At 60.7% G+C, this 6,761-nt stretch carries 5 protein-coding genes; 2 read left to right on the top strand and 3 right to left on the bottom strand.

Annotation, left to right across the window (positions count from 1 at the left end):
- The first annotated feature begins 32 nt into the window (after positions 1-32).
- Both gcvP and ENTMO_RS0119930 read left to right on the top strand, forming a co-directional pair.
- Positions 33-2,906 (top strand): aminomethyl-transferring glycine dehydrogenase, encoded by a 2,874-nt coding sequence (gene gcvP, locus ENTMO_RS0119935; protein WP_010435342.1) that lies wholly within the window; start codon positions 33-35, stop codon positions 2,904-2,906.
- 70 nt (positions 2,907-2,976) lie between these two features.
- The gene (locus ENTMO_RS0119930) at positions 2,977-3,720 is read left to right on the top strand and encodes an SDR family oxidoreductase (RefSeq protein WP_010435341.1); all 744 of its coding nucleotides are present in this window, start codon (positions 2,977-2,979) and stop codon (positions 3,718-3,720) included.
- A 3-nt stretch (positions 3,721-3,723) separates the two neighbouring features.
- Here the strand turns inward: ENTMO_RS0119930 and ENTMO_RS0119925 are convergent, their stop codons facing one another.
- From ENTMO_RS0119925 to ENTMO_RS24365, 3 genes are all read right to left on the bottom strand, one after another.
- The gene (locus tag ENTMO_RS0119925; RefSeq protein WP_010435340.1) at positions 3,724-4,218 is read right to left on the bottom strand and encodes a protein disulfide oxidoreductase; all 495 of its coding nucleotides are present in this window, start codon (positions 4,216-4,218) and stop codon (positions 3,724-3,726) included.
- Positions 4,208-4,810, bottom strand: a complete 603-nt coding sequence (locus tag ENTMO_RS0119920) for a DsbA family protein (protein WP_010435338.1) — start codon at positions 4,808-4,810, stop codon at positions 4,208-4,210. The genes ENTMO_RS0119925 and ENTMO_RS0119920 overlap by 11 nt, the downstream gene beginning before the upstream one ends.
- A gap of 1 nt (position 4,811) precedes the next feature.
- On the bottom strand, positions 4,812-6,761 hold a 1,950-nt coding region (locus ENTMO_RS24365), incomplete at its 5' end, for a protein-disulfide reductase DsbD family protein (RefSeq protein ID WP_010435336.1).

Genomic DNA, 6,761 nt, shown 5'->3' with positions numbered 1-6,761 from the left:
AAATTCACTGCACGTTTCAGGAACCATCGCTCATGACACAGACTTTAAGCCAGCTCGAAAACCGTGGCGCCTTCATTGAACGTCACATTGGGCCGGATGCTCAGCAACAGCAGGAGATGCTGAAGACAGTTGGCGCGGATTCATTAAACGCACTGATCGGCCAGATTGTGCCAAAAGACATCCAGCTTGCCACGCCGCCTCAGGTGGGGGAAGCCACCACGGAATTCGCCGCGCTGGCGGAGCTGAAGGCTATCGCAGGCCTGAACAAGCGCTATAAGTCTTACATTGGCATGGGCTACACCAACGTGCAGTTGCCGCCGGTTATCCTGCGCAACATGCTGGAAAACCCGGGCTGGTACACCGCTTACACCCCTTATCAGCCAGAAGTCTCTCAGGGCCGTCTGGAAGCGCTGCTGAACTTTCAGCAGGTGACGCTGGATCTGACCGGCATGGATATCGCCTCCGCTTCTCTGCTGGATGAAGCGACCGCCGCCGCCGAAGCGATGGCGATGGCCAAACGCGTGAGCAAGCTGAAAAATGCCAACCGCTTCTTCGTGGCGGCGGACGTGCATCCGCAGACGCTGGACGTGGTGCGCACCCGCGCGGAAACCTTCGGCTTTGACGTGATTGTCGATGACGCTGACAAAGTGCTGGATCACCAGGACGTCTTCGGCGTGCTGCTGCAGCAGGTGGGCACCACCGGTGAAGTACACGACTACGGCGCGCTGATTGCCGAGCTGAAGTCCCGCAAAGTGGTTGTCAGCGTTGCCGCCGATTTCATGGCGCTGGTGCTGCTGACGGCGCCGGGCAAACAGGGCGCGGATATTGTCTTCGGTTCTGCGCAACGCTTCGGCGTGCCGATGGGCTACGGCGGCCCGCATGCGGCGTTCTTCGGCGCGAAAGATGAATTCAAACGCTCCATGCCTGGCCGTATTATCGGCGTCTCAAAAGATGCTGCCGGTAACACCGCGCTGCGCATGGCGATGCAGACCCGCGAGCAGCATATCCGCCGCGAGAAAGCGAACTCCAACATCTGTACCTCGCAGGTGCTGCTGGCAAACATCGCCAGCCTGTACGCCGTGTTCCACGGCCCGGCTGGCCTGAAGCGTATTGCCAGCCGCATTCACCGCCTGGCCGATATTCTGGCCTGCGGTCTGCAGCAGAAAGGCCTTAAGCTGCGCCACGCTCACTACTTCGACACCCTGTGCGTGGACGTGGCGGACGAAGCGGCCGTGCTGGCGCGTGCGGATGCAGCAGAGATCAATCTGCGCAGCGACATTCACAACGCCGTCGGCATTACGCTGGATGAAAGCACCACCCGCGACGATATCCTGAACCTGTTCAGCGTGTTGCTGGGTGACGCGCACGGTCTGGACGTTGATACGCTGGACAAAGACGTGGCGCTCGGCAGCCGCTCCATTCAGGAAAGCATGCTGCGTAACGATGCGATCCTGACGCACCCGGTCTTTAATCGCTACCACAGCGAAACCGAGATGATGCGCTATATGCGCTCTCTGGAGCGCAAGGATCTGGCGCTGAACCAGGCGATGATCCCGCTGGGATCCTGCACCATGAAGCTGAACGCCGCGGCAGAGATGATCCCAATCACCTGGCCTGAATTCTCCGAGCTGCACCCGTTCTGCCCGCCAGAGCAGGCGGAAGGTTATCACATGATGATCAACCAGCTTTCCGACTGGCTGGTGAAGCTGACCGGTTATGACGCGCTCTGCATGCAGCCTAACTCCGGCGCGCAGGGCGAGTACGCGGGCCTGCTGGCGATCCGTCACTATCACGAAAGCCGCAGCGAAGGGCATCGCGATATCTGCCTTATCCCAAGCTCCGCGCACGGTACCAACCCGGCGTCTGCCCAGATGGCGGGTATGGAAGTGGTGGTGGTGGCGTGCGATAAGAACGGCAACATCGATCTGGCCGACCTGCGTGCGAAAGCCGAGCAGGCGGGTGACAAGCTCTCCTGCATCATGGTGACCTACCCGTCCACTCACGGCGTGTACGAAGAGACCATCCGTGAAGTGTGCGAAGTGGTGCACCAGTTCGGCGGTCAGGTTTACCTCGACGGCGCGAACATGAACGCGCAGGTGGGCATTACCTCTCCAGGCTTTATCGGTGCGGACGTGTCGCACCTGAACCTGCACAAAACCTTCTGCATCCCGCACGGCGGCGGCGGCCCGGGTATGGGCCCAATCGGCGTGAAAGCGCATCTGGCACCGTTTGTGCCAGGCCACAGCGTAGTGCAGATTGAAGGCATGCTGACCCGTCAGGGCGCGGTCTCAGCGGCACCGTTCGGCAGCGCCTCTATCCTGCCAATCAGCTGGATGTATATCCGCATGATGGGTGCGGAAGGACTGAAGCAGGCGAGCCAGGTGGCGATCCTCAACGCCAACTATATTGCGACTCGCCTGAAGTCCGCCTTCCCGGTGCTCTACACCGGCCGTGACGGTCGCGTGGCGCACGAGTGCATCCTTGATATTCGTCCGCTGAAAGAGCAGACCGGTATTAGCGAACTGGATATCGCCAAGCGTCTGATCGACTACGGCTTCCATGCGCCAACCATGTCGTTCCCGGTGGCGGGTACGCTGATGGTTGAGCCAACGGAGTCGGAGAGCAAAGCCGAGCTGGACCGCTTTATCGACGCGATGCTGGCGATCCGCATGGAGATCGACCGCGTGCAGGACGGTGAGTGGACGCTGGAAGGTAACCCGCTGGTCAACGCCCCGCACACCCAGCACGAGATGGTCGCAGAGTGGAACCACGGTTATTCCCGCGAGCTGGCGGTCTTCCCGGCAGGCGTGGCAAACAAATACTGGCCGACCGTGAAGCGTCTCGATGACGTCTACGGCGACCGTAACCTGTTCTGCTCCTGCGTGCCGATGAGCGAATACCAGTAATAATGCTGATGTAGTAACGTAGGCCGGGTAAGGCGAAGCCGCCACCCGGCTTTTTTATTGGGAGAAGCGAATGGCAATTGCACTCGTCACCGGCGCGAGCCGGGGCATCGGTAAAGCCACTGCGCTGCAGCTGGCACGCGAAGGCTACACCGTGGCGGTGAATTTTCACCATAACATCAAGGCCGCGACGGACGTGATCAATCAGATTGTTGAGGCAGGCGGTAAAGCGTTTGCCGTGCGCGCGGATATCAGTGATGAAGCGCAGGTTATGGCGATGTTTGACAGTATCGATCGTGAAGGCGAGCCGCTAACGGCGCTGGTGAACAACGCGGGTATTCTGTTCGAGCAGTCGACCATCGAAAACCTCTCAGCCGAGCGCATTAACCGCGTGCTGGCCACCAACGTCACGGGTTATTTTCTCTGCTGTCGCGAGGCGGTAAAGCGTATGTCGCACAAACATGGTGGTAAAGGAGGCGCGATAGTGAACGTCTCTTCCGCCGCCTCCCGTCTGGGCGCACCGGGGGAATATGTGGATTACGCCGCCTCCAAAGGGGCGGTGGACTCGCTGACGACGGGATTATCGCTGGAGGTGGCAGCACAGGGCATTCGCGTCAACTGCGTACGCCCCGGGCTGATCTATACCGATATCCACGCCTCCGGCGGCGAGCCGGGGCGCGTGGATCGGGTGAAATCCATGCTGCCCATGCAGCGCGGCGGCCAGCCGGAGGAAGTCGCTCAGGCCATTACCTGGCTGCTGAGCGACAAAGCCTCCTACGTGACCGGCAGCTTCCTGGAGCTGGCGGGCGGAAAGTAACAACTACGACGCAAGCCGCAGCCGCATGCCCCAGCTGCTGGTCCAGCCGGTGGTGATCGACTTCACCTCTCCGTGAGAGATCACCACCAGCGTGGGCGTGACCTGCACGTCCCACTGGCGAGACAGGCTTCCGCTGGCGTCGTTGACCGTCGGCAGCGTCATCTTCTTCTTCGCCAGCCATCTCTCCAGCGTGGCGTTATCACCGGAGCGCAGCGCAACCGACATCACGTTGCCGCCCTCTGCGGCAAGTGCCGATACGGATGGCGTGGTGTAGCGGCATACGCCACACCAGGTAGCCCAGACGTACACCAGCAGCGGACGTTCCTCACTCATGGCAATAAGGTCGACGGGTTTACCGTCGAGCGTTTGCAGCGCGGCTGAGGCGAAATTCTGCGGCAGCTCGGGCTGGCGGAAATAATCTACCGCCAGGCTTACGGCAACGCCGATCAGCAGCCACATTGCGAGTTCGCGCACCAGGCGCGGGAGCTTACTGGCCACGGGCTTGCGTCAGCTTTTCTTTCACCAGCGCCTCCAGATCCTCATAAGGAATGGCTCCCGCGACCATCTGGTCGCCAATGATGGTCGCCGGGGTGCCCTGAATATTCAGCACCTGCGACAGGATCAGGTTCATTTTCAGAGAGTCCATGGTTTTATCCTCTGTCTTAATGCTGTCCGTCCCGGTCTTTGTCTGAGCCGCCGCGATGCTGGCATCGTCGTGATACCCTTTTTTCATCATCAACCGCTGGTGCAGCGCCCAGAATTTATCAGGCTGTTGCTGCCAAACCGAAAGCGCCGCTTTTGCCGCATTCACCGAGCTTTGGCCCTTGAACGGTAACAGCTTAACGATGAGCTGCACGTCCGGGTTGTCATGCACGATTTTCTCCAGCATAGGGTCGAACTGCTTGCAGTAAGGGCAGTTGTAGTCAGTGAAAGAGACAATAATCAGCTTTGGCGCTTTCGCGCCGGTACGCGGGCTATTGGGGTCGTTGAACAGCAGTTTAGCCAGCTGGTCACTGGACGCGTCATCCGACGGCGCGGCGACGCTGAACGTGGATAAAGACAGCATAAGCAAGGCAATAAAGGCTCTCATGTTATTTTCCTTTCGCATCGGACAGGGTGGTAAGCACCGCGTCGCGGCTTAATAACGCAGGCAGCACGTGGCCCTGCGGTAATCCCGGTCCGTAAATCTGGTTAAACGGCACGGCGGCGCTGCCGCGCGTGGTTAAGAACTGACTAATGCTGGCGGAAGGACGGCTCCAGTCTCCGCGCAGGGCGACAATATCCGGTGCGGAAAGCGCATCCTGCACGTCGTCACGCAGCAGAACGTTGTACTTATTGGCTTTACAGGTCACGCACCAGTCGGCGGTCACGTCAACAAACACCCGCTTGTTGTCAGCCAGCGCGCGGGCAATCGCCTCTTCACTCAGCGGCTGCCAGTTCACCCGATCGCGACGGCCGTTCTCCCCGCCGGGGGCGGTAATAAACACCGCTGCGGCGGCAACGACCAGGGCAAAGGCACCGGCACGCAGCGCGGTTTGCCAGCGGTAGCGCCAGGCAGTAACCAGTAGCAGGATAAGGATCAGCGCCACACCCAGCGTGATGACGGGCAGCGTGCCGATATGCACCACCAGCAGGCTCAGCAGCCACAGGGACGAGCCGAGCATCATCAATCCCAATACCACTCGCACCACGTTCATCCAGCGCCCCGGACGCGGCAGCCTCTGTGCCAGCCCAGGCCAGGCCGCCACCAGCAGCCAGGGAAGGCTCATGCCGACACCCATCGCAAAGAAGATGCCCCACAGCAGCGGGAGCGGTGCCGCCAGCGCAACCGACACGGCAGTACCCAGGAACGGCGCGGTGCAGGGCGTTGCCAGCAAGGTGGCAAACGCGCCTTGCCAGAAATGGCCCGCGAGCCCGTTGCCGCCGCGCGTGGCAAGGAAGGTGCTGGCAGAGGAGGGGAGGCGGATCTCAAACAATCCCAGCAGGCTGGCACTGAACAGCACCATTACCAGCGCCATCGCAGCGATAAACCACGGGTTCTGGAACTGGATCCCCCAGCCGAGCGCCTGATTACCTAAACGCAGCACCGTCATCATTAGCGCCAGCGCAAGAAACGAAATGACGATCCCGCCTACCGAGGCAAGAAACTGCCTGCGTATCTGGCCGCGCGCCTGACGTTCGGTTTGCATCAGCGTGCCGAGCTTCATGGCCAGAACGGGCAGCACGCAGGGCATGACATTCAGGATCAGGCCGCCAGCCAGCGCCATCAGCAGGACCCAGCCTAACGAGAACGCTGGCGTGAGGGTACCTTTCCCGATATTCAGACTGGACGCCTGCGCCTGGCCGCTATCCGCGAGAACGACTGACAGCGTTTTGCCGCTGATGTCAGGTGCAGCGTCGCCCCAGCTGTCCGTCACCGGGATGGTGGCGACAAGAGACCCGCTGCGCACGGAAAAGGTTGGCTTGCCGAAATCAACATCGTCCATGCTGTCGATAAACAGCGAGGGCTGCTGCCAGCCTGCGTCACGTTGTGCCGTTACGGTCAGCTTGCCGGAGGTGTAGCTGGCGCTAATCGCTGACGTCAATCCGCTACTGAGCGGTAGCGTGCCCATCGCCCGATGGTAATCGTAATCAAAGTCGCCGCCCGCGCTGGTCGTCAAATCCAGTGAGAACGGGTAGTCGGTGAGAATACAGACGTTGCTGCAGGTAGACAGCGTCAGCACGCCGCTCAGGGTTTTTGGCGACTCGCCACGCACCGTAATGGGAAAACTCACGTCGCCGTGATAACCCTGCGTGGTGATGCCAGCAACGTCGAAACGCTCGGGCGTAGGCCAGCGCCAGGTGGCATCAACCGGTTGATGCCAGAGAATGGCAGGGGCAACGCCCCCTTCTCCCGGCGAGCGCCAGTAGGTTTTCCACCCTTTTTCAAGGGCGACATCCAGCAGCAGGCGGGTATCGCCATTATTGTCAGGCTGCGCGCGCAGCCTGACGCTGGCGTGCTGATTATCGGCGGCACGCAGCCAGCCGGTGTCGGCGGCCTG

Source organism: Enterobacter mori LMG 25706 (genome assembly GCF_000211415.1).
Taxonomy (GTDB): Bacteria; Pseudomonadota; Gammaproteobacteria; order Enterobacterales; family Enterobacteriaceae; genus Enterobacter; species Enterobacter mori.
Note: the sequence above shows the minus strand (reverse complement) of the source record. Positions and strands in the feature narration are given on the sequence as shown.